The following is a 21,969-nucleotide window of genomic DNA, read 5'->3' as shown; positions in this document are numbered from 1 at the left end:
GGGCACGTTCCCGGGGGGCTTCCCGGCCACCCCGGCCGAGGTCGTGCCCGTCGACCGCGACGACCTCGCGCCGACCGACGACCGCCCGGACGACCGCCCGCTCGACCCCGACCGCATCGAGCGGCCCGAGCAGGACCGGGAGACGCCGGCGGAGGGCCTGCGCCGCCCCCGGCCCCGGACGACGACGGCCCGCCGCCGCGGCCGGTCCCTGGCGGGCGCCTCGGCCGCGCCCGGGTACCGCTCCGCGATCGCCCTGCGCTCGATCGACGGCAACATCGCGCGCACCGGCTCGACGGTCACCGCGTGGTACCGGCTGGCCGCGCAGCCCTGGAGCTTCCGCTCCGACCCGCAGCGCGAGTCGCTCATCCGCCGCATCGCCACGCAGCTCGGCGAGCTGCAGGGCCGCTGGGTGCACCTGCGGGTCACGAGCCGGCCGTTCCCCGTCGCGCGGTGGGCGGAGGCGTTCGACCGCAACTCGCCGGGCCGGCTGCCCGACGTGCCCGGGGCGCTGTCCTGGGAGGAGTTCGTCACCGGCGAGCAGCACCACCTGATGGGCCTGTCGATGGCCGACAAGGAGGTGTTCCTCGGCGTCGAGGTCTCGGGCCGCTCGGTGGTCGACCGGTGGCTGGAGACGGCGGCCCCGGTCCTGCACCGGGTGCTGCCGAGCGCGGCGAACGCCGAGCTCACGGCGCTGGAGACCGAGATCGCCCACGTCGACGCCCTGGTCGGCGGGCCGGGACTCGACGGCGTGCCGTGCACCGCGGAGGACATGGCCTGGCTGATGCACCGCTCGTGCGCGCTCGGGCTGCCGGCGCCGCAGCACGTCAGCGCGGAGCCCGGCACGGCCTGGGAGACCGAGGACCTCGCCGCGTTCACCGACGGCGTGTCCATGCACCAGGAGCCCTACGCCCCGACGGTGCAGGTCGAGGGGCGGCAGGGGCTGCACCCGGTGTCGCGGCACGTCGCCGTGCTCTCGGTCGGGCTGATGGACTCGCTGCGCATCCCCGAGGCCGACGACCCCTGGATGCAGCGCAGCGACCGGCTCCCGTTCCCGGTCGAGTGGTCGGCGCGGATCTACGTCCGCCGCCCCGAGGAGGTCTCGGGGGAGCTGCAGCGCCAGATGGGCAAGGTGCGCAGCCAGATCCGGCACTACACGCACGACCACGACCTGGACCCGCCGATGTCGCTGGAGCGCCAGGCCGACCGGGTGCTGCAGATCGAGGACGAGCTCTCCGGCGGGCTGACCCAGCTCAACACCCGGGTCTACGGCTGGTGGCGGGTCGCCGTGGCCGGTCGCGACGAGGCCGAGACCCTGACCCGCGCCCAGCAGCTGCTCGACCTCTACCGCCCGCGGGTCGCCCTCGAGCACCCCGAGGCCCAGTACGCCTACGCCCGGGAGTTCATCCCCGGCGAGCCGCTCGCGTCCACCGCCTACCGGCGGCGCGGCTCCGTCACCTGGGTCGCGGCGGGGGTCCCCGCCGCCTCGGCCAGCGTCGGCGACCGGCGCGGGGTGCTGCTCGGCGAGACCTGCACCGCGACCCGTCGTCCGGTGGCCTGGGACCCGTGGATGGCGCAGGAGGTCCGCCGCGCGTCCGGGCTCACCGCGGTGGTCGGCGGCCTGGGCTCCGGGAAGTCGTTCCTCACCGGGCTGATGGTCTACAAGACGCTGCGCGCCGGGGCGCGGTGGACGGTGCTCGACCCGTCGGGTCCGCTCGCGGCCCTGACCCGGGTGCCGGAGCTGGCGCCGTTCTCCCGCCACATCCACCTGCTCGGCGCCGATCCCGGCATCCTCAACCCGTACCGCGTCGTCGCCGAGCCCCGCCGCGAGCACTTCCTCGACGAGGACGACCCCGAGAAGGCGTGGCGCCGCGAGCGCTCGCTCGCCGCCGCCACCCGGCGTCGGCTGGTGCTCGACGTGCTCACCGGGCTGCTGCCCTACGACGTGGCGCGGCTCCCGCACACCCGGATCGTGCTGCTGCGCGCGGTCCGCGAGGTGGGCGGCGGGCAGCACCGGGACCCGGGCCAGGTCATCGCCACGCTGCGCCGCCACGCGCGGGAGGGCGAGGAGCACGCCGACGTCGTCGCCGACTTCCTCGAGGAGCGGCGCGAGCTGCCGCAGGCCGCGCTGCTGTTCCCGGAGCGCACGCTCGACCCGGAGGACCCGCGCGGTCCGGACGAGAGCCCCGTCGGCGACCCGGGGGTGCTCGACGAGGACTACCGCCTCACCGTCCTGACGATGCAGGGGATGTCGCTGCCCCGTCCCGGCAGCCCGCGGGAGGAGTGGACCGACGGGGAGTCGCTCGCGGTCGAGCTGCTCAACCTCGCGTCGTGGCTCACGCAGCGCACCGTCTACACCGCCGACCGCGACCTGCGGAAGGGCGTGGCCCTCGACGAGACGCACTTCCTGTCGCAGATCCCCACCGGCAAGGTGCTCATCGACCGCCTCGCCCGCGACTCGCGCAAGTTCAACGTCCGCGCGCTGTTCGCGTCGCAGCTCGCCGGCGACCTGCTCCGCGTGCCGGGGTTCGCCTCCCTCGTGGACGCCGTGTTCGTCGGCCGGACGGACGACGCCGAGGCCCAGGCGGAGGCGCTGCGGCTGCTCCGGGTGCCCACCGACGTCGGGTACGAGGAGATGCTCGGGACGCTCTCGCCGCGCCCGACGGCCGCCGCGCAGGACGACCGTCCGGACGACACCCCGCGCCAGTTCGTCTTCTCCGACGGCCACGGCGGGGTCGAGAAGATCCGCGTCGACCTCGAGGGCGAGCACCTCGGTCACCTGCGCACCGCGCTCGACACCAACCCGAACGCCCAGCGCGCCCACCTGCCGCCGGCGCCGGCCGCCGACGCCCCCCGCGCGCGGCTCCCCGTCGACGACGGCCCGCGCCCGGCGCCGCCGCCGGAGCCGGACCCCGACGCTCCCGACGACCCCGACGCTCCCGGGGCGGAGGACGGCGTGCCCGCGGCGCGCTCGTCCGGGTGGGGTGGCGACGGGTGAGCGGTGCCGTCCTCGTCCTCGGCATCATCGCCGTGGCCCTCGTCCTCGGCTGGCGGCGGGCCCGGGTGCCCGGCCGGGAGGACGTCACGACGCCGGGTCGTGCCCGGCGGGGGCGGCTGCGCTCGGTCCTCGTCGTGGGCGCGCTCGTCGCCGGGCTCGCGGTCGTCGGGGGGACGGCGTCGGCGCAGGCGTTCGACTGCAAGGCGCCGCCCGACCCGGACCGGCCCGGCACCGGCCTCGTCGGCTCGCTCGACCCGGCCCCGATCGGGGTCGGCGTGCCCGGGTCGGTGTACGACGAGGTCGGCTACGCGGGCCAGGTCTGGTGGACCTACGACCTCGGCTGCGGCCCCGGCGGCGCGCGCGACCCGGCGGCGGCGACCGACACGTGGCTGGGCAACCAGGTCTTCAACGTCGCGAAGCTCGTCGTCGGCGGCGTGAACTGGGCGCACTACCTCATCGCCCGCGGCTCGAGCCTGCTCACGCCGCTCGACCAGGTCATCCAGACCGGCACCCGCGCGATGTACGAGGCGGTCTTCACGACGTGGGTCGGGGTCGCGCTGGCGGCGCTCGCCGCGATCCTCCTGCTGCTCGCGATGCGCGGCGAGCTGTCCCAGCAGGCGCGCCGCGGCTTCGTGGCGGTGCTCGCGCTCGGGCTCGCGGCCGGGGCGTACGCGGCGCCGATCCAGTGGTCCCGCGCGCTCGACGGCGTGCTGCTCGACGGGGTCACGGCGATGCAGCAGGGCTTCCTGCGCCAGGTCGGCGTCGGCGACCAGAACACGCTGCCGACGGTGCTCTCCGACCAGATCGTGTACTCGAACTGGCTGCGCGGCGAGTTCGGGTCCGCCGACGTGCCGCAGGCCCGTGACCTCGGGCGACCGCTGCTGAACGCGCAGACCTTCTCCAAGGTGGAGGTCGCCACCGGCCAGGACGGGCAGGCCCAGGCGGACGCGAAGAAGCAGCAGTTCACCGACGTCGCGAACCGGGTCGGGGACCGCTACTCCTACTTCCAGGGCCGGTCCGGCTCGCGGGTCGGCGCCGGCGTGCTGGCGCTGGTCCAGGCCGCGTGCATCGGCCTGTTCCAGCTCATGAGCAAGGTCCTGATCCTCGTCTCGATGCTCATGATCCGGCTGCTGGTGATGGTCGCGCCGGCGTTGGCCGTGGTGGCCCTGCTGCGCCCGGAGGTGCTGCCCGCGATGCTGCGGGTGGGCGGGGCGGCCCTGGTCAACACGTTGCTCGTCGGCGCCCTGGCCGGGCTGCACTCGCTGATGGTCATCTCCCTCTTCCGGCCCGGCAGCGGGGTCGACACGTGGCTCGCCCTGCTGGTCACCGGCGTCGTCACGGTCATCCTCTGGGCGGTGTCGCGGCCCTTCCGGCGCCTGACGTCGATGGTGTCGCTGACCCGCGAACAGGTCGGCGGGTTCCTGCCGGCGACCGGGAGCGGCGCGATCGGGCGGGCCCTCGGCCGGCTCGGCGGGTCGGACGGGCGCGAGAACTCCTGGTGGGGCGAGCGGGCCGAGCGGCACGGGCAGGGGATGCGGATCCGCCCGGAGGAGACCGACCCGGTCACCGAGCGCGCGGCCCGGACCCGCACCGTGCACGTGGAGTCGGAGGTCGTGCGGCCCGACCCGGCGTCCGGGACGCCGCGCCGCGAGATCGACGCGGCCCGCCCGGCGCTGCCCGCGGGCGCGCCGCGGATCGTGGAGGTCGACGGCGCGCCGGCCCAGCGGATCTACCGGCCGTCCGCGCGCCGCCCGGGCGCGGGGGGCGGGAGCGGACCCGTCGTCGAGGGCCGGGTGCTGGAGAGCCGCGTCGAGGGCCGGGCGACCCCCGAGCCGCGGGGCGACGGGGGGTAGCGCGCCGTGCCGATCCGGACCCGGCGCGGCCGCTCGGGGGCCTACCGCGCCCTGTGGGAGTGGCCGCTGCACAGCCCGGCGCGGCTGGCGCTGGTGCTGGCCGTCGCCGCCGTGCTCGTCGTCGGTGTCACGGCGCTGTCGGGGTGGCTGTCCCCGCGTCCGTCGGGCTCCGGCACCGCACTCGGGCCCGTGCCCGAGGCGCCGACCGTGACCGTCGGGCCGCCCGCGTCCGCGCCGCCGGAGCTCACCCCGACCACGCTGCCGTTGTCCGCGGCGCCCCCGGCCGCGCTCGGCGTCGCGCAGCGGTGGGTGACCGCGTGGGCGGACCACCCGCCGGGGACCACGTCGGCGCAGTGGAGCGACCGGCTGCGGCCGTACACGACCGACGAGTACCTGCCGACGCTCGCCGAGGTCGACCCCGCCAACGTGCCCGGCACGCGGGTCACCGGCCCGCCCCGGGCGGTCGAGGTGCGACCGGACTCCCTGCGCGTCGAGGTGCCGACCGACGCCGTGACCCTGCAACTGCTCCTGGTGCGGACGGGGCCGGGCGACTGGCGGGTGTCCGGCTACGACCGGGCGGGCTGACGTGACGACGCTCCTCCGCCCACCCGACCAGGGCGGCCCGCCGCGGCTCCCGCGACTGCCGGTCCGCCTGCGCTTCCTGCGCCTGCTGATCCCGGTGGGCGTGCTCGCAGTGGGCCTCGTCGTCGTGCTGATGATGGGGCTGCTCGTCGTCGGGCAGTTCACCGGCGGCGGGGACCCGGAGGCGGCCGGCACCTGCGACGCCGGGGCGGGGCGGGCCGCCCGGGGCGTCCCGCGCACCGGGGCGGACCTCGACCAGATCCAGCGCGACACCGCGGGGACGATCATCGGGGTCGCCAAGGGGATGCAGGCGCCGCCGCGCGCCTGGGTGGTGGCGCTGGCGACCGCGATGCAGGAGTCGCAGATGGGGGTCGTCGGCATCGACGTCGCCGTCGACCACGACTCGCTCGGCGTGTTCCAGCAGCGCCCGAGCCAGGGCTGGGGCACCCCAGCGCAGGTCCGCGACCCGGTGTACGCCACCCGGACCTTCCTCACCCGCCTGCTCGCGGTGCCGGGCTGGGCCGACATGCCGGTGACGCGGGCCGCGCAGATCGTGCAGCGCTCGGCGTTCCCGAACGCCTACGCCAAGTGGGAGCCGCTGGCCGCGTCCCTGGTCAGCGACCTGGCCGGTGTGCAGGGTGCGATCCGGCCGTGCGCCGAGGGCCCGACGGCGGGGGTCGCGACGGCCCTCCCGCCGGGGGTGGCGCGGACCGCCATCGAGTTCGCGACCCGCGAGACCGGCAAGCCCTACGTCTGGGGCGCGACCGGCCCGTCGAGCTACGACTGCTCCGGGCTCATGCTCCGGGCGTTCCAGGCGGCCGGCATCGTGCTGCCGCGGGTCTCGCGGGACCAGTACGGGGCGGGTGCGCACGTGCCGGTGGCGCAGGCGCAGCCCGGTGACCTCCTGTTCTGGGCCTACGACACCTCGGACCCGGACTCCATCCACCACGTCGCCCTCTACCTCGGCGACGGGAAGATGATGGAGGCCCAGCAGACGGGCGTGCCGCTCGGCACCCGCTCGGTGAGCTGGTCGGAGAAGGGCCTGGTTCCGCTGGCCACGCGACCGGGTACGGCGCCACGGGCATGAGTTGAGCCGACCGGGAACAAGTCCCGTGACCGGTTCGTTGCCCCGGACGAGAGCAAGTTGAGCGCCGAGGACTCATCCCCGGGTCGCCGAGGGCGACGGGGGTCGGTAGACTTGAGCGCGACGGGCTCACGGACAGCAGACGAGCTCCTGGAAGGAGTCAACAGACATGGCGCGAGCGGTCGGCATCGACCTCGGCACCACCAACTCCGTGGTCGCGGTCCTCGAGGGTGGCGAGCCCACGGTCATCGCCAACTCCGAGGGCAGCCGGACCACCCCGTCGGTGGTCGCCTTCGCCCGCAACGGCGACGTCCTCGTCGGACAGTCGGCCAAGAACCAGGCCGTCACCAACGTCGACCGCACGATCCGGTCGGTCAAGCGGCACATGGGGACCGACTGGACCACCGAGATCGACGGCAAGAAGTACACCGCGCAGGAGATCAGCGCCCGCACGCTGATGAAGCTCAAGCGCGACGCCGAGTCCTACCTCGGCGAGGAGGTCACCGACGCGGTGATCACCGTCCCCGCCTACTTCGAGGACGCGCAGCGCCAGGCCACCAAGGAGGCCGGCCAGATCGCGGGCCTCAACGTGCTCCGCATCGTCAACGAGCCGACCGCGGCCGCCCTCGCCTACGGGCTGGAGAAGGGCTCGGACGAGCAGACGATCCTGGTCTTCGACCTCGGCGGCGGCACGTTCGACGTCTCGCTGCTCGACATCGGCGACGGTGTGGTCGAGGTGCGCGCCACGAACGGCGACAACAACCTCGGCGGCGACGACTGGGACGAGCGGATCATCAGCTGGCTCGTCGACAAGTTCAAGAGCTCGCAGGGCATCGACCTGTCCAAGGACAAGATGGCGATGCAGCGACTCCGCGAGGCCGCCGAGAAGGCGAAGATCGAGCTGTCCAGCTCGTCCTCGACCAGCATCAACCTGCCCTACATCACGGTCGACGCCGACAAGAACCCGCTGTTCCTCGACGAGACGCTCTCGCGCTCGGAGTTCCAGCGGATCACCTCCGACCTCCTGGACCGCTGCCGTCAGCCGTTCAACCAGGTCGTGAAGGACGCCGGCATCTCGATCGGGCAGATCAGCCACGTCGTCATGGTCGGTGGCTCGACCCGCATGCCCGCCGTCACCGAGCTCGTCAAGGAGCTCACCGGCGGCAAGGACCCCAACAAGGGCGTGAACCCGGACGAGGTCGTCGCCGTGGGCGCCACGCTGCAGGCGGGCGTGCTGCGCGGTGACGTCAAGGACGTCCTGCTGCTCGACGTCACGCCGCTGTCCCTCGGCATCGAGACCAAGGGCGGCGTCATGACCAAGCTGATCGAGAAGAACACCACCATCCCGACCAAGAAGTCGGAGGTGTTCACCACGGCCGAGAACAACCAGCCGTCGGTGCAGATCCAGGTGTTCCAGGGCGAGCGCGAGATCGCGGCCTACAACAAGAAGCTCGGCATGTTCGAGCTGACCGGGCTGCCCCCGGCCCCGCAGGGCGTGCCGCAGATCGAGGTCACCTTCGACATCGACGCCAACGGCATCGTCAACGTGTCCGCGGTCGACAAGGGCACCGGCAAGTCGCAGGCCATGACGATCACCGGCGGGTCGGCCCTCTCCAAGGACGAGATCGACCGCATGGTCTCCGACGCGGAGGCGCACGCCGACGAGGACCGCAAGCGTCGTGAGGCCGCCGAGACCCGCAACCAGGCGGAGTCGCTGGTCCACCAGACCGAGAAGGTCCTCGCCGAGAACGGCGACAAGGTCCCGGCCGAGACCAAGGACAAGGTCCAGGGCTCGCTCGACGACCTGAAGAAGGCCCTCGAGGGCGACGACACCGAGACCATCAAGTCTGCGGTGGAGAAGCTCGCCACCGACTCCCAGGAGCTCGGCCAGGCGATCTACGCCCAGTCGCAGTCCGAGGGCGGCGCCGCGGGCGCGGCCGGCGGTGCGGCGGGGGCCGGTGCCGCGGGCGGCTCGGCCGACGACGACGTCGTCGACGCCGAGATCGTCGACGACGACAAGAAGTAAGTCCGACAGACCGACGACGGGTACCGCGCCCGGCCCGCGTGGCCGGGCGCGGTGGACTCCAGGAGGAGGCCATCGTGCAGGACCCGACGGACGTCCGTGAGGACGTGTCGGTGGAGGACCACCAGGAGGAGTTCGGGGCGGGCTCGGACGGCCCCGGCGGCAACCCCGTGTCGCCGGCCGAGGGCGTCGAGATCCCGGACGCGGCCGTGGGCGGCACGCCCACCTCGGCCGACGGGGCCGCCGACGCCGCCGACGGCGTCGCGACCGACCCCGAGCTGAACCGGCTGCGCACCGACCTCGAGGAGCGCACCGAGGACCTCAAGCGGCTCTCGGCGGAGTACGCCAACTACCGCCGGCGTGTGGAGCGCGACCGCGAGGCCACCGTGAACGGCGCGAAGGCCCAGGTGGCCGGGGAGCTGCTGACGGTGCTCGACGACGTCGAGCGGGCACGGCAGCACGGCGACCTCACCGGGGCGTTCAAGGTCGTGGCCGACCGGCTGACCGAGACGCTCAACCGGAGCGGGCTCGCCGGCTTCGGCGAGGTCGGCGACGCGTTCGACCCCTCGGTGCACGAGGCCGTCGCCAGCGCGACGTCCGCCGAGGTCGACGGGCCGACCGTCACCACGGTGATGCGTCGGGGCTACCGCTTCGGGGAGAAGGTGCTGCGGCCCGCGATGGTCGAGGTCACCGACCACGACCCGGACGCGGTGCCGGCGGACAGCGGAACCGGTGGTTCCGGCTCCGCCTGACCATGCAGCAGAGTAGGCACGTCCCGGCCGACGCCGGGTTCACGGGAGGAGGGATGGACCGTTGAGCAATCGCGACTGGCTCGAGAAGGACTTCTACCGTGAGCTCGGCGTCGCGAAGGACGCCTCGGCCGACGAGATCAAGAAGGCCTACCGCAAGATCGCGCGGGAGAACCACCCCGACGCGAAGCCCGGGGACACCCGGGCCGAGGCGAAGTTCAAGGCGGCCGGCGAGGCCTACGGCGTCCTGTCCGACGCGACGAAGCGCAAGGAGTACGACGAGGCCCGCACGCTGTTCGCGGGCGGGCGCTTCGGCGGCTTCGGCGGCGGCGGCGGCCGGTCCGCGGGCGGCGGCCAGGGCGGTGGCTTCGAGGACCTCTTCGGCGGCGCCGGCCGTGGTGGCGGCGGGGGTGCCGGTGGGCTGGGCGACCTGCTCGGCGGCATCTTCGGCGGCATGGGCGGGATGGGTGGCGGCACCGCCACCGATCCCACCGGCGGCATGGGCGGCGGCAGGATGGGCGGCTTCGGCGGCGTGCCCCGCCAGCGTCGCGGCGCCGACGTGGAGACCGAGGTCCGCATCGACTTCGCCGAGGCCGTGAACGGCGCGACGCTGCCGCTGCGGCTCACCTCGCCGATGACCTGCGGGACCTGCGACGGGTCCGGCGCCAAGCCCGGCACCACGCCCCGCACCTGTACCCGCTGCGGCGGCGCCGGTCTGGTGTCGCGCAGCCAGGGCGCCTTCGCCTTCAGCGAGCCGTGCCCCGACTGCCGGGGCACCGGGCACCTCGTGGACGACCCGTGCCCCGAGTGCGGCGGCGACGGCGTCAGCTCCCGCCCGCGCACCCTGACGATCCGGGTGCCCGCCGGCGTCGAGGACGGCCAGCGCATCCGGCTCGCCGGCAAGGGGCAGCCCGGCCCGGCGGGCGGACCGTCCGGTGACCTCTACGTCATCGTGCACGTCAGTGCCGACGCCGTGTTCGGCCGTTCGGCCAAGAACCCCGACGACCTGACCCTCTCGCTGCCCGTGACCTATCCGGAGCTGGTCCGGGGCGCCACCGTCACCGTGCCGACCCTCGAGGGCCGGATCTCGCTGAAGGTGCCGCCGGGCAGCTCGGCCGGGCGCACGCTGCGCGTCCGCGGGCGTGGGGTCAAGCGCAAGGACCGCACCGGCGACCTGCTGGTCACCCTCGAGCTGGCGGTGCCCGCCCGGTTGTCGGGCGAGGCCAGCGAGGCCCTCGACGCGTACGCGCGCGCCACCGCCGACCACGATCCGCGCGCCCACCTCACCGAGCGGGCCGACCGCACCCACGCGGACAAGGAAGCGGCGTCATGACCGGCGGGGACACGGGCTCCGCGGGTGCCCGTCGTGCCCCGCGCGCCGACTCCGCGATCCCCGGACTCCCGCCGTGGGCCGACGAGGACACCCCGGTCTTCGTCATCTCGATCGCCGCCGAGTTCTCCGGCATGCACGCCCAGACGCTGCGGTCCTACGACCGGATCGGCCTGGTCAGCCCGGGCCGCGCCAGCGGGGGCGGGCGGCGCTACTCGGTCCGCGACATCGCGTTGCTGCGCGAGGTGCAGCGGCTCTCCCAGGAGGAGGGCGTCAACCTCGCCGGCATCAAGCGGATCATCGAGCTCGAGCGCGAGGTGGACCAGCTCACCGACCGGCTCGCCGAGGTCACCGACGAGCTCGCCCGCAGCCAGACCCGGCTGCAGGCCCTGGCCGAGCAGGCCGGGCGCTCGGGGGACCTCCTGCCGGTGCGCCGGACGCAGTCGGTCGTGGTGTGGCAGCCCGCCCAGCAGCGCCGCCGGCCGGCGCCGGACGACCCGGGCCAGGAGTGACGGCGGGCGCGCTCAGCCCTCGTCGTCGGTGAAGGGGTCGTAGTGGATGCGGTCGAGGGGCGTGCCGTCGACCAGCAGCGCGGCCGTGGTCGCCCGGATCATCGCCGGCGACCCGGCCACCACCACGTCGTGGTCCAGCCACGGACCCGACCGGCTCACCGCCTCGACGACGGTGCCCGGCGCCAGCTCGGTGTCGAGCGGGTCCGACTCGCACGCCCCGACGACCGCGAGCCACGGCTCGCCGACGGCGAGGTCGGCGAAGCGGTCCAGCGTGTGGAGGTCCTCCGGCGTCCGACCGCCGACCACGACGGTGGTGGGCCGGACGTCGACCCCGGCCGCGGCCTGACCGACGAGCTCCTCGCAGAGCGCCAGGGCCACCGAGGCGCCGGTGCCGCCCACGACGAGCAGGAGCTCCCGCTCCGCGCCGGGGTCGACGACGACGCCGCCCTCGGCGGGGCCGATGCGCCACCGCTCGCCCACGCGGCTGTGCGCCACGAGCGAGCGGCTGACCCACCCGCCGTCGACGGCCCGCACGTGGAACTCGAGGCGTCCGTCCGCCCGGGGCGCCCCGGCCGGCGTCAGGTGCCGCCACATCCGCGGCCGCTGCGGGACCTCGACCGTGACCGACTGCCCCGGCCGGAAGTCCACCCGCACGTCCGGCTCGACCTCGACCACGGCCAGGTCCCAGCTCAGGCGGCGGTGGGTGACCACCGTGGCGCCGACGACGCCCGGCAGGGCGGCGACCGCCACCCGGGCGGGACGGGCGGCCAGCGAGAAGGCGCGGACCCACGCGGCGTCCGCGTCGGGTGCCCAGGCGTCGCCGGCGAAGCGCCGGACCGCGCCCACCAGGGCGACACCGAGCGGCTCGTCGGCGCCGGCGTCGAGGCCGAGGGCGCGCAGCTCGCGTGCCAGCGGCGGGATCGCGGTGGCGAGCTCGGCGGGCCGGTCGACGGCGGACATCGCGGCGATGGTGGTGCGCAGCAGACGGCGGGCCGCGGGGTCGGCCTGGGCGGGGAAGTGGCCGCGCAGGGCGGGGGCCAGGCTGAAGAGCAGGGCGCCGAACCAGTGGGCGACCTCGGCCTCGGCGTCCGCGAGCCGCGCCCAGGCGGTGCGGACGGCCTCGGCGGCGCGGACGACGGTCAGGTCGGTGGTCGTCGTGGCGGTCCCGACGGCGGGTCCGGCGCCGGTCCCGACGGCGGGTGCGGCGGGCGGCGCGGCCGGGTGCGCGGCCGGGCTCGGCGAGCCGGGGGGTGGCACCGTGACGGGGGCGACCAGCGCCGTGGTGGCCGTGGAAGCCGTGGAAGCCGTGGTGGCCGTGGGCGCGATCGCGGGGATGACCGAGGTGGCCGCCGTCGCGGTGGCGGGGCGCGCGGCGGTCCGGACGAGGCGCAGCGTCCGGACGGGGCGGCGCGGGGCTTCGGGCGGGTGCGCGACGGCGGGCAGGGACCCGTCGTCGGGACCGCCACCGTGTCCCGCTGGGCCGATCGGCTCGGCCGGTTCCGCCGACATGCCGACTCCCTCCTCGCCCCCGGCGAGGTCCCGTCCCTCGCCCGAGTCGAGAGCATCATGACAGAGCGTGCCGAGACACGGCGAACTGGCGCCGTTTCGTCACTGTGGGCGACATCGGCGAGGACGAACACGACAGGAATCCGCAGAGTTGAGCGGAATAGACTCAAGTTCGCGTAGGTTGGAACCAGCGAGCGTCACCACGACCACCCTCAGCCCGAAAGGCCAGCCCCGATGGACTTCTCGCCGACGACCCGGACCCAGCAGGCGGTGTCCGCCGCGGTCCGCGCCGCCACCGCGTCCGGTCACCCCCAGGTGTCGCCGGCGCACCTCCTCGTCGCCCTGCTCGACCAGACCGACGGCATCACGCTGCCGCTGCTGCGCGCCGTCTCCGCCGACCCCGACGCCGTGCGTGCGGAGGCCGACCGACTGATCGCGTCGATGCCGAGCGCGACCGGGTCGAACGTCGCCGCCCCGCAGTTCGACGGTGACTCGGCCCGCGTGCTCGCCCACGCCCAGCAGCTCGCGGCCGACATCGGCGACGAGTACGTCTCCACCGAGCACCTGCTCGTCGGGCTGGCCGCGGCCGGTGGCCGCACCGCGCAGATCCTCACCCGCCACGGGGCCACGCCGGAGGCCCTGCAGGAGGCGTTCAGCAAGGTCCGCGGCTCCGCCCGGATCACCTCGCCCGACCCGGAGGGCACCTTCCAGGCCCTCGAGAAGTACGGGCAGGACCTCACCGAGCGCGCCCGCTCCGGCAGGCTCGACCCCGTCGTCGGCCGCGACGCCGAGATCCGCCGGGTCGTGCAGGTCCTCTCGCGTCGGACGAAGAACAACCCGGTGCTGATCGGCGAGCCGGGCGTGGGCAAGACCGCGATCGTCGAGGGCCTCGCCCAGCGGATCGTCGCCGGGGACGTGCCGGAGTCGCTGCGCGACAAGCGCGTCGTCGCGCTCGACCTCGGCTCGATGGTCGCGGGGGCCAAGTACCGCGGCGAGTTCGAGGAGCGGCTCAAGGCCGTGCTCGGCGAGATCACCGACTCGGCGGGCCAGGTCATCACCTTCATCGACGAGCTGCACACCATCGTCGGTGCCGGCGCCACGGGCGAGTCCGCCATGGACGCGGGCAACATGATCAAGCCGATGCTGGCCCGTGGTGAGCTCCGCATGGTCGGGGCGACCACGCTCGACGAGTACCGCAAGCACATCGAGTCCGACCCGGCGCTGGAGCGCCGCTTCCAGCAGGTCCTCGTCGGGGAGCCCTCCGTGGAGGACACGGTCGGCATCCTGCGCGGGCTCAAGGAGCGCTACGAGGTGCACCACGGCGTGCGGATCACCGATGCGGCCCTCGTCGCCGCCGCGGCGCTGTCCGACCGCTACATCACCGCGCGGTTCCTGCCCGACAAGGCCATCGACCTCGTCGACGAGGCCGCCTCGCACCTGCGGATGGAGATCGACTCCCGCCCGGTGGAGATCGACGAGGTGGAGCGCTCCGTGCGCCGCCTCGAGATCGAGGAGATGGCGCTGGCGAAGGAGTCCGACGCGGCGTCGGCCGAGCGGCTCACCGCCCTGCGCGCCGAGCTCGCCGAGAAGCGCGAGGAGCTGTCGGCGCTCACCGCCCGCTGGCAGGGCGAGAAGGAGTCGATCAACTCGGCGCGTGACCTCAAGGAGCAGCTCGAGGCGCTGCGGGGGGAGTCCGACCGCGCCGAGCGCGACGGGGACTACGCCCGGGTCGCCGAGCTGCGCTACGGCCGCATCCCGGAGCTGGAGCGCGAGCTCGCCGCCGCCGACGAGGCGTCCGCGGCCGCCGGTCCGGTCATGCTCAAGGAGGAGGTCGGCCCGGACGACGTGGCCGACGTCGTCTCCGCCTGGACCGGCATCCCCGCCGGGCGGCTGCTCGAGGGCGAGACCCAGAAGCTGCTGCGCATGGAGGACGAGCTCGGCCGCCGGGTGATCGGCCAGTCCGAAGCGGTGCGGGCCGTGTCCGACGCCGTGCGCCGCACCCGGGCGGGGATCTCCGACCCCGATAGCCCGACCGGTTCCTTCCTCTTCCTCGGCCCCACGGGCGTCGGCAAGACGGAGCTGGCGAAGGCGCTCGCCGCGTTCCTGTTCGACGACGAGCGGGCCATGATCCGCATCGACATGAGCGAGTACGGCGAGAAGCACTCGGTCGCCCGGCTCGTCGGGGCGCCCCCCGGCTACGTCGGCTACGACCAGGGCGGCCAGCTCACCGAGGCCGTGCGACGCCGGCCGTACGCGGTGGTGCTGCTCGACGAGGTGGAGAAGGCCCACCCGGACGTCTTCGACGTGCTGCTCCAGGTGCTCGACGACGGGCGGCTGACCGACGGCCAGGGCCGCACGGTCGACTTCCGCAACACGATCCTGGTGCTGACCTCCAACCTCGGGTCGGCCGCGCTCATGGACACCTCGCTCGACGACGCCGGTCGGCGCGACAAGGTCATGGACGTGGTGCGGCGCTCGTTCAAGCCGGAGTTCCTCAACCGGCTCGACGACGTCGTGGTCTTCCACGCCCTGTCGACCGAGGAACTCACCTCGATCGTCGACATCCAGATCGCGCGGCTCGCCTCGCGGCTGGCCGGACGCCGGCTCTCGCTGGAGGTGTCGGACGCCGCGAAGGAGTGGCTGGCGCTACAGGGCTTCGACCCGCTCTACGGGGCGCGGCCGCTGCGCCGGCTGGTGCAGTCCGCGATCGGCGACCAGCTCGCCCGCGAGCTGCTGGGCGGCGAGGTCCGGGAGGGCGACTCCGTGCGGGTCGACCTGGACAAGGACGCCGACCAGGGGCTCGGGGCGCTGACGGTGTCGCGCGGCTGATCCGCCGTCCGGCCCGCACCTGAGCGAAGGGTCCCCTCGGTCGGGTAGACGGGCGAGGGGCGCCCCCCGCCAACCCGACCCTCGTTGAACGAAGGGCCCCTCCGGTCGCATAGATCGACCGGAGGGGCCCTTCGTTCGTGTCGGGGCGGGGTCAGGCCGCGACCGGCTCGTCGTCCCGCACCGTCTCCCGCTCGGTCGAGGCGATCGGCGGCACGGCCCGCAGCACCCGGACCGCGACGACCGCGAGCACGGCGAAGACCGTCGCCCCCACCCCGGCGGTCGTCGCGAGCCCCGTCGTGAACGCGGTCTGCGCGGCCGCGAGGACCCCGGGGTCACCGGTCCGGGCCGCCCCCTCGATGCTCTGCCGGGCGGCGTCGGCCGTCGGGGTCGAGGTCGTGCCGGGCAGGGTCAGCGTCGAGCGGTAGACGACCGCGGCCAGGCTGCCGAGCGTCGCGACGCCCAGCGCGATCCCCATCTCCCCGCTGGTCTCCGACAGCGCGCCCGCCGATCCCGCCTTCTCCGGGGGCACCGACCCGACCACGAGGTCGGTGCCCAGCGCCGCCGGGGCGGCGACCCCCATCGAGGTGAGCAGGAACGCCCCGACCAGCAGCCACGGCGAGCTGTCGGCCGCGAGCCCGGTGAGCACCGTCAGGCCGAGGGCGCCGAGCAGGAGACCGCCCGCGATCACGTGGGCCGGGCGGAACCGGCCGGCGAAGCGCGGGGCGGCGAGCGTCGCGACGATCATCGCCAGCTGCAGCGGAGCCAGGACGAGTCCGGCCTCGAGCACCGACAGCCCGGCGACGAGCTGGAACCACTGCGTGGCGAGCAGGAACGTGCCCGCCATGACGACGCCGCCCGCGAGGTTCAGCCCGAGCGCGCCGGCGACCGCGCGGCGGCGGAACAGGCGCAGGTCGAGCAGGGGGTCGTCGAGGCGCAGCTGTCGGCGGACGAACACCACGCCGACGACGAGGCCGACCCCGAGGGCGACGAGCCCGGCGGCGTGCGGACCCGCCGTCGCGAACTCCTTGAGGGCGTAGACGACGGGCAGGACGGTGGCGAGGGAGAGGGCGACGCTGGCCAGGTCGAGGCGCCCGGCCACCTCGTCGCGGGCCTCGGGCAGCAGCAGCGGACCCGCGATCAGCAGCACGACCATCACCGGTACGCCGAGCAGGAACGCGGCACCCCACCAGAACGCCTCGAGGAGCAGGCCGCCCGCGAGCGGCCCGACGGTCATGCCGCCCATGAAGCAGCTCATCCAGATCGAGATCGCCGTGGCCCGGGCGCGGGGGTCGGGGAACATCGAGCTGATCAGGGCGAGCGTCGAGGGCATCAACGTCGCGCCGGCGACGCCGAGCACGGCGCGGGCCGCGATCAGGGTGGCGGCGGAGTCGGCGAACGCCGCCACGACCGACGCGACCGCGAACGCCGCGCCCCCGACGAGCAGCAGCCGACGACGACCGATGCGGTCGCCGAGGGTGCCCATCGTGACGAGGAACCCGGCGATCATGAAGCCGTAGACGTCCATGGCCCAGAGCTGCTCGGTGGGGCCGAGGTCGAGGTCCGCGCTCATCGCCGGCAGGGCGAGGTAGAGCACGCTCATGTCGAGCGACAGCAGCAGGGTCGGCAGGGCCAGGACGGCGAGGCCGGTCCACGCGCAGCGATCGGTCATGGTCCTGAAAACTAACAGATAAGTTGTGATTCAGGAATTAGGTCGATGAGAGGGCCCTCATCGCGGTCTCCCGGGCGCCTCACCGCCGGCTCCGAGAGTGGTTCACGACGGCGGGCGAGGTGCCCGCCACGACCACCCGGGAGACCATCGTGACCCGCACCCGACTGCTCGTCCTCGGCCTCGCCGCCTCCGGCGTCGTCCTGCTCTCCGGCTGCAGCGGCGGCGACGACCTGCCGCTCCCGGCGGGGGTCGCCGTGCCGGGGGTGACCGAGGCGTCCCAGAACCAGCCGATCGTCCCGCCCGCGCCGGCGCCGGTCGGTGACGACGACGCCGACGACCGCTGGGACGACGACCGCGACGACCTGGATGACCGCGACGACCTGGATGACCGCGACGACCTGGATGACCGCGACGACCTGGATGACCGCGACGACCTGGACGACCTGGACGACTGACCCCGGCCACCTTGTCGTGGTCCCCCGCCGGCCCATCCCTGCCTTGTCGCGGGGAATCACCACGACAAGGCGGCGGGCGCGGGCAGGGGGACCACGACAAGGCGGCGGGCGCGGGCAGGGAGACCACGACAGGGCGCCGGGAGGCAGGGCGCGGACGGCCGCCGCGCCCGGGCCACGTGTGGCGCTCGCCGACGATGTGGCGTTCCTGCCACTGGATGACAGCAACGACGCTTTCCTGCCACAGGGGCGGCGGGCCACAGGGGCGGCGGGCCACAGAGGTGGCGGGCCACAGGGGCGGCCGGGCCGCAGGGGCCGCCTCAGACCAGCCGGTACCCCATCCCGCGCACGGTGGCGATGCGCTCGACCCCGATCTTGCGGCGCAGGTAGCGGACGTAGACGTCGACGACGTTGGACCCCGGGTCGAAGTCGTAGCCCCACACCCGGGAGAGCAGCTGCTCGCGGGAGAGCACCTGCCCGGGGTGGCGCAGGAACGTCTCGGCCAGCACGTACTCGCGGGCCGAGAGGTCGACGACCACCCCGTCCACCGTCGCCTGCCGGGTCCGCACGTCGAGCGACAGCGACCCGTGCCGCAGCACGGTCACCTCCGGCGAGGTGTCGGCGAGCCGCCGGCGGACGCGGGCGAGCAGTTCCTCGAACCGGAACGGCTTGGCCATGTAGTCGTCCGCGCCGCCCTCGAGGCCCGCGACGGTGTCGGTGATCGAGTCGCGGGCCGTCAGCACGATCACCGGCAGCCGCGACCCCGACCCGCGCAGCTCCGCGAGCACCGCGAACCCGTCCATGCCGGGCAGCCCGATGTCGAGCACGAGGAGGTCGAAGTGCCCGGAGAGCGCCTGGTCGCGGGCGGACGGGCCGTCGCCGACGGTGGTGGTCGCGAACCCGGCGCCGCGCAGGCCCTTCTCGACGAACGACGCGATGCGCGGCTCGTCCTCGGCGATCAGGATGCTGCTCACGACGCCCGCCACGGGACGACGACGGTGAAGGTCGCGCCCGGCCCGCTCTCGCCGGGACGCCCGCCGCCGATCCCGTCCGACAGCTCCACCCGGCCGCTGTGCGCCGCGGCGATGGCGCCGACGACGGCGAGCCCGAGCCCGGCGCCGTCGGTGCGGCGCGTCCCGGACCCGCGGGCGAAGCGGCCGAAGATGCGGTCCCGGTCGGCCGGCGCGACCCCCGGGCCGGTGTCCGACACCCGCAGCCGCAGCACCCCGCCCTCCATCGACGCGCCCAGCACGATGCGGTCGGCGGGCACGGTGTGCGCCACCGCGTTGTCGGCGAGCGCGAGCAGGGCCTGCGTGATCCGCTGCGCGTCGAGGGCGGCGACCAGTCCGTCGACCGACGCCACGACGCCCCAGCTCCGGTCGCCGAGCCCGCGGGCCTTCGCGAGCGTCTCCTCGACCAGCACGCCGACGTCGGTCGGTGCCGGCCGAACGAACGTCGGCTGTTCGGCCTTTGCCAGCACGAGGAGGTCGGCGACGATGCGGTTCATCCGCTCCAGCTCGTCGTCGACCAGCGCGACCGCCTCGCGGACGTCGTCCGGGTCGGACGCGTCGAGGACCTCCAGGTGGCCCCGGACGATCGTGATCGGCGTGCGCAGCTCGTGCCCGGCGTCGTCGACGAAGCGCCGCTGCTCGGCGGCACCGGCCTCGAGCCGGTCGAGCATCGCGTTCACGGCACCCACCAGGTCCCCCATCTCGTCGCGGCCCGTCTCGATCCGGATGCGGGCGGACAGGTCGGTCTCGGTGATCGCCCGCGCGGTGCGGGCGACGGAGCGCACCGGCGCCAGGATGCGGCCGGCCACGAACCACGCCCCGCCCGCGGCGAGCAGGGCGGTGACCGCACCGACGCCCACCATGAGCAGCGCGGCGTCGTCGGCGGCCTCCCGTTCCTGGTCGGCGAAGTAGGCCGCCACGAGCACGCCGCGGCCCGGCGCGCCCGCCAGGCTCACCGGCACCGCGAGGTAGCGCACCTCGCCCGCCGCGCTCGCGTACTGCCCGGACGTCGGTGCGTCGACCGACCCGACGAGCCGGGTGAACGCGGGGTCGGCGGAGAGCAGCACCGGGCTCGCCTGGCGGCTCTGGAACCGGAACACGCCGTCGACGTAGCCCAGGAACTTCTCGTTCGGCCGGGCGAGGTTGTAGGTGATGGCGGTCTGCAGGACGGCGTCGACCGTGCCGAAGGGCGTTCCCGACGACGGGTCGCGGCCGGAGGCCGTCAGCCCCGTGAACTCGTCGATCTCGGTCCGCAGCGCCGCGTCCATCCGGGCGTCGGTCTCGCGCACCGACAGCCGCCAGGTCACCACCGTGACGACGGCGAGGCTCGCCAGCACCACGAGCAGCACCCAGGCGACGATCCGCAGCCGTGCGGAGAGCCGACCGCCCCGCGGCTCAGTTGTCGTCGTCGGGTCCGTCGTCCGGCCCGTCGTCGGGTCCGTCGTCATCCTGGTCCTGCCCGGCCGGCGGCGGGGCGACCGTGCCGTCGTCGTCGTCCCCGTCGTCCGCCGGTGCTCCCGGGACCGCGGAGGGCACCGACACCGGGGCGGGCAGGGTCGGGGCGCCCGCGGTGTCGCAGGCGGCGAGACCGGTCAGGGCCACGAGCAGGGCGGCGGCGGCGAGGCGGGATCGGGTCACGACGACGAGCCTCGGCGCCGTGGGTGAGGCCCCGATGACGCGCCGATGAGAGGACTCTCATCCGGCCTCGCGGACCTGCCCGCCCTCGACGTGCCAGCGCCGCGTGGTGCGCACCGTGTCGAGCATCCGACGGTCGTGGGTGACCAGCAGGACCGTGCCCGTGAACGAGTCGAGCGCGGACTCCAGCTGCTCGATCGCGGGCAGGTCGAGGTGGTTGGTCGGCTCGTCGAGGACCAGCAGGTTCACCCCGCGCGCCTGCAGCAGGGCCAGCGCCGCGCGGGTGCGCTCGCCGGGGGACAGGGAGTCGGCGGGCCGGTGCACGTGCTCGGCGCCGAGCCCGAACTTGGCGAGCAGCGTCCGGACCTCCGCGGTCGGCCACCGGTCGACCTCCGGCTCCCGCGAGAACGCGTCCAGCAGCGTCCGCTCGCCGGCGAACAGGCCGCGGGCCTGGTCCACCTCCCCGACCACCACCCCCGAGCCCAACTGCGCCGACCCGGCGTCGGGAAGGACCCTGCCGAGCAGCAGGCCGAGCAGCGTGGTCTTCCCGGCCCCGTTGGCGCCGGTGACGGCGACGCGGTCGGCGTAGTCGAGCTGCAGCGTCACGGGGCCGAGGGTGAAGCCGCCCCGGCGGACGACGGCGTCGTGCAGGGAGGCGACGACCGTGCCGGAGCGGGGCGCGGTGGCGATCGCCATGCGCAGCTCCCACTCCTTGCGCGGCTCCTCGACCACCTCCAGGCGCTCGATCCGCCGCTGCGACTGCGCGACCTTCGAGGCCTGCTTCTCCGTCGACTCCGCGCGGACCTTGCGCGCGTTCTTGTCGTTGTCGGACTTCCCGGCGCCCTTGCGGCGGGCGTTGCGGACGCCGTGCTCGAGCCAGTTGCGCTGGGTCTGCATGCGGCTCTCGAGGGCGGAGCGCTTGTCGGCGTACTCCTCGTAGGCCTCGCGGGCGTGCCGCCGGGCCACCGCACGCTCGGCGAGGTAGGCCTCGTAGCCGCCGCCGTAGAAGGCGACCTGCCGCTGGGCGAGGTCGAGCTCCAGCACGCCGGTGACGGTGCGGGCGAGGAACTCGCGGTCGTGGCTGACCACCACCGTCGGCGCGCGCAGGTCGCGGACGAACCGCTCCAGCCGGTCCAGGCCCGCGAGGTCGAGGTCGTTGGTGGGCTCGTCGAGCAGGAAGACGTCGAAGCGCGCGAGCAGCAGGGCCGCGAGGTTCACCCGGGCGGCCTGGCCGCCGGACAGCGCCGTCATCTCCGCGTCGAGCCCGAGACCCAGCCCCAGGTCGGCCGCCACCTCGGGGATGCGGTCGGTGAGGTCGGCGCCCCCGAGGTCGAGCCACCGCTCGAGGGCGACCGAGTAGCGCTCGCCGTCGTCGCCGCTCTCCAGCAGCGCGGTCGCCGCGTCCAGCTCGGCCTGCGCGTCGGCGACCCCGGTCCGGCGCGCGAGGAACCCCTCGATCGTCTCGCCCGGCCGCCGGGACGGCTCCTGCGGCAGGTGCCCGACGGTGGCCGTGGGCGGCGCGAGCTCGACGCCGCCGGTGTCCGGCTTCTCCAGTCCCGCGAGGATGCGCAGGAAGGTGGACTTGCCGGCGCCGTTCGCGCCGACGAGCCCGATCACGTCGCCCGGGGCGACGGTGAGGTCGGCCCCGGCGAACACCGTGCGGGCGCCGTGGACGGCGGAGACGTCGCGGGCGACGAGGGTGGCCTGCACGACCCGAGCGTAGTGCTCGAGCGGAAAAGC

General features: G+C 74.8%; 16 protein-coding genes. 10 read left to right on the top strand and 6 right to left on the bottom strand.

Annotated elements, in window-relative coordinates:
• Positions 1–157 precede the first annotated feature (157 nt).
• The 8 genes from LN037_RS03795 (at position 158) to LN037_RS03760 (ending at position 11,128) form a co-directional block, all read left to right on the top strand.
• Positions 158–2,995 carry an ATP-binding protein gene (locus tag LN037_RS03795; protein WP_230750398.1) on the top strand — a complete coding sequence of 946 codons (2,838 nt, stop codon included), beginning with the start codon at positions 158–160 and terminating at the stop codon, positions 2,993–2,995.
• Entirely contained in the window at positions 2,992–4,848 is a 1,857-nt protein-coding gene (locus LN037_RS03790; RefSeq protein WP_230749966.1) for a hypothetical protein, read from the top strand. The genes LN037_RS03795 and LN037_RS03790 overlap by 4 nt, the downstream gene beginning before the upstream one ends.
• Before the next feature lie 6 nt (positions 4,849–4,854).
• Positions 4,855–5,433: a hypothetical protein gene (locus tag LN037_RS03785; RefSeq protein WP_230749964.1), complete on the top strand. Its 579-nt coding sequence runs from the start codon at positions 4,855–4,857 to the stop codon at positions 5,431–5,433.
• Positions 5,434–5,563: 130 nt separating this feature from the next.
• The gene (locus LN037_RS03780; protein ID WP_443611893.1) at positions 5,564–6,517 is read left to right on the top strand and encodes a C40 family peptidase; all 954 of its coding nucleotides are present in this window, start codon (positions 5,564–5,566) and stop codon (positions 6,515–6,517) included.
• Between the two features lie 166 nt (positions 6,518–6,683).
• Positions 6,684–8,540, top strand: a complete 1,857-nt coding sequence (gene dnaK, locus LN037_RS03775; RefSeq protein ID WP_230749960.1) for a molecular chaperone DnaK — start codon at positions 6,684–6,686, stop codon at positions 8,538–8,540.
• A 74-nt stretch (positions 8,541–8,614) separates the two neighbouring features.
• Positions 8,615–9,289, top strand: coding sequence for a nucleotide exchange factor GrpE (gene grpE / locus LN037_RS03770; protein ID WP_230749957.1), 675 nt, complete (start codon positions 8,615–8,617; stop codon positions 9,287–9,289).
• 61 nt (positions 9,290–9,350) lie between these two features.
• Positions 9,351–10,619 carry a DnaJ C-terminal domain-containing protein gene (locus LN037_RS03765; protein WP_230749955.1) on the top strand — a complete coding sequence of 423 codons (1,269 nt, stop codon included), beginning with the start codon at positions 9,351–9,353 and terminating at the stop codon, positions 10,617–10,619.
• Entirely contained in the window at positions 10,616–11,128 is a 513-nt protein-coding gene (locus LN037_RS03760) for a heat shock protein transcriptional repressor HspR (RefSeq protein ID WP_230749953.1), read from the top strand. The genes LN037_RS03765 and LN037_RS03760 overlap by 4 nt, the downstream gene beginning before the upstream one ends.
• A gap of 12 nt (positions 11,129–11,140) precedes the next feature.
• On the opposite strand, the gene LN037_RS03755 is transcribed toward LN037_RS03760, so the two are convergent.
• A complete protein-coding gene (locus tag LN037_RS03755; protein ID WP_230749952.1) occupies positions 11,141–12,637 on the bottom strand; it encodes an FAD-binding oxidoreductase in 1,497 nt (498 codons plus the stop codon).
• A gap of 231 nt (positions 12,638–12,868) precedes the next feature.
• Here LN037_RS03755 and clpB point away from each other — a divergent pair, with 231 nt between their 5' ends.
• Complete coding sequence (gene clpB, locus LN037_RS03750) at positions 12,869–15,463, top strand: ATP-dependent chaperone ClpB (protein ID WP_230749950.1); 2,595 nt, start codon at positions 12,869–12,871, stop codon at positions 15,461–15,463.
• 151 nt (positions 15,464–15,614) lie between these two features.
• Here clpB and LN037_RS03745 read toward each other — a convergent pair whose 3' ends face one another.
• Positions 15,615–17,132, bottom strand: coding sequence for an MFS transporter (locus LN037_RS03745; RefSeq protein WP_230749948.1), 1,518 nt, complete (start codon positions 17,130–17,132; stop codon positions 15,615–15,617).
• Positions 17,133–17,281: 149 nt separating this feature from the next.
• Between LN037_RS03745 and LN037_RS03740 the strand changes: the two genes are divergently transcribed.
• Positions 17,282–17,587: a hypothetical protein gene (locus LN037_RS03740; protein WP_230749946.1), complete on the top strand. Its 306-nt coding sequence runs from the start codon at positions 17,282–17,284 to the stop codon at positions 17,585–17,587.
• Positions 17,588–17,904: 317 nt separating this feature from the next.
• Here the strand turns inward: LN037_RS03740 and LN037_RS03735 are convergent, their stop codons facing one another.
• From LN037_RS03735 to LN037_RS03720, 4 genes are read right to left on the bottom strand one after another with little or no spacing between them, the layout of a single operon-like run.
• On the bottom strand, positions 17,905–18,558 hold the full coding sequence (locus LN037_RS03735) for a response regulator transcription factor (protein WP_230749943.1): 654 nt from the start codon (positions 18,556–18,558) through the stop codon (positions 17,905–17,907).
• Positions 18,555–20,042: a sensor histidine kinase gene (locus LN037_RS03730; RefSeq protein WP_230749942.1), complete on the bottom strand. Its 1,488-nt coding sequence runs from the start codon at positions 20,040–20,042 to the stop codon at positions 18,555–18,557. The genes LN037_RS03735 and LN037_RS03730 overlap by 4 nt, the downstream gene beginning before the upstream one ends.
• A complete protein-coding gene (locus LN037_RS03725) occupies positions 19,990–20,232 on the bottom strand; it encodes a hypothetical protein (RefSeq protein WP_230749940.1) in 243 nt (80 codons plus the stop codon). Before LN037_RS03725 ends, LN037_RS03730 begins: the two co-directional genes overlap by 53 nt.
• 57 nt (positions 20,233–20,289) lie before the next feature.
• Positions 20,290–21,939, bottom strand: coding sequence for an ABC-F family ATP-binding cassette domain-containing protein (locus LN037_RS03720; RefSeq protein ID WP_230749938.1), 1,650 nt, complete (start codon positions 21,937–21,939; stop codon positions 20,290–20,292).
• Positions 21,940–21,969: the final 30 nt, after the last annotated feature.

This window comes from Actinomycetospora soli, assembly GCF_021026295.1.
Taxonomy (GTDB): domain Bacteria; phylum Actinomycetota; class Actinomycetes; order Mycobacteriales; family Pseudonocardiaceae; genus Actinomycetospora; species Actinomycetospora soli.
This window is presented reverse-complemented; position numbering and strand designations above follow the sequence as displayed.